This window comes from Flavonifractor sp. An306 (assembly GCF_002159455.1).
GTDB lineage: Bacteria > Bacillota > Clostridia > Oscillospirales > Oscillospiraceae > Flavonifractor.
Genome location: NZ_NFIQ01000184.1, coordinates 1 through 1,612, shown reverse-complemented (window position 1 = coordinate 1,612; position 1,612 = coordinate 1). Strand labels below are relative to the sequence as shown.

The 1,612-nt window shown below is 41.8% G+C and carries 2 protein-coding genes; both read right to left on the bottom strand.

Going from position 1 to position 1,612, the window contains the following annotated elements:
* Positions 1–101: 101 nt before the first annotated feature.
* The gene (locus B5F88_RS19405; RefSeq protein ID WP_087937043.1) at positions 102–1,016 is read right to left on the bottom strand and encodes a site-specific integrase; all 915 of its coding nucleotides are present in this window, start codon (positions 1,014–1,016) and stop codon (positions 102–104) included.
* Between the two features lie 14 nt (positions 1,017–1,030).
* The gene (locus tag B5F88_RS19400) at positions 1,031–1,312 is read right to left on the bottom strand and encodes a hypothetical protein (RefSeq protein ID WP_087937042.1); all 282 of its coding nucleotides are present in this window, start codon (positions 1,310–1,312) and stop codon (positions 1,031–1,033) included.
* Between the last annotated feature and the right edge of the window lie 300 nt (positions 1,313–1,612).

Below are 1,612 nucleotides of genomic sequence, written 5' to 3'. Positions count from 1 at the left end.
CCATACCGTATCACTCATGTCATGGCGTTGTTGTTCATTGCTCATAGGAACACCTCTTTCTGGCCTATTGTTCCTATTATACCACATTACTCGTGTAAACACTATTTAACTGTGGGGGCTTTTTTCCTCCACTCCATTAGATATTCAATTAAACTATCAGGTACAAGAATTTCTCTTGTACCCGCCTTAGTTTTCGGCAAGCCAACTACTGTTTCCGCAGATGTTCGATTGCCGTGTTCATCAAACACCATCTTTTTTGTAAGCGCACGGCTAATGCTAATACAAGCACTTTCAAAGTCTATATCTCCCCACTTAAGTGCTAATGCCTCCTGCGTCCTCATACCTGTATGGATCATAACATTTATAACAGGGTATATTGTGTCATGTTGTTTCAATGCAGACATGATGTTGGACAGTTCATCAGAGGTTAAAGCTGTAATCTCCTTAGAAACTTTCTTAGCCTTAGGTTTCTTGAACTCTCCATTATCCATGGGATTATGCAGTAAGTATTTTTTACGAACAGCTCTCTTAAACATTCTGCCCACCAAATATGCAGTGCGTTTTAAGCTCGTCTGCCCATACTGATAATGCCCATTTACCGTTTCATTTGACATACGGGCAAAAAACTTGTTTATCTCGTCAGTGTCTATCTCACCTATATGCCACCCAGTAAAAGCAGAAGTAAAGGGACGCAACATATTACAGTAGTTATCATAGGTCACATCAGAAATGCCGCTGTCCTTCAAACCATATTTTTTGAACTCCTCCACAAATTCCTCCACAGTGGTCTGGCCGTTAATGACCACCTTTTCCTCCTCTAAGTACCCATTCTTACTGAGCCAGAGGCGCATTTTATCCATGGCTTCCTGCTCCGTTTTACCTGTTGCCACATGACGCTGACGCTTTCCATTTTCATCCTTGCCCAGGCTGACCGCTGAGCCAAAGCGTCCATCTTTCATCTGATAAACGCTGCCCTCTCCGTTGGGCCGTCTAACATTTTTCTTACTCTTACCCATTTTTATGCCTCCTATCAATAATTCCCTGTCACCAAATAATTGGCAACAACTATAATTGGCACCACCTTGCGGCGGCCTATTGTCCGTACTGATTGACACTTTTTCAGCCAGTCGTAGACATTGCTCTCCCCAACATTCAAAACAGATTGGAGCTGTTTTACATCTAAACACTCCGTTTTATATATCGCTCTTAGGTGCCGTGCCTGCATATCAATCAGTTTTGTAGCCTCTATGGCATTTTCTGCTTCTTCAGTCTCGATTGATTTACTCGTAAATAATTTAAACTTAGTCCTCATTAGTGATGTATAACCTTCTAGTTTATGGTTTAGCTACATCACTTAATATCAATAGGCTTGATTTTAGGGCATACACCAGAACCAAAGAATCTCTCTCCCCACCCAGTTTAATTGAGTGGGGAGATTTGTTCTCTTAGTCCATCCACCACAACAGGAAAAACAGGAGCATACGGAAAAACACACCAACAATGATAGCCATGGTGAGCATACCCATCATAAAAGCAAGTATCAGCCCCATAAACAAGCACCCCCTTTCGTTGGTGCCTTATGGTAACGCTGATGGTAAAAATAAACTAGTCT

Coding starts and splice junctions, on each gene's coding strand:
- B5F88_RS19405 (WP_087937043.1), bottom strand. CDS start 1,016: ATGGGTAAGAGTAAGAAAAATGTTAGACGGCCCAACGGAGAGGGCAGC.
- B5F88_RS19400 (WP_087937042.1), bottom strand. CDS start 1,312: ATGAGGACTAAGTTTAAATTATTTACGAGTAAATCAATCGAGACTGAA.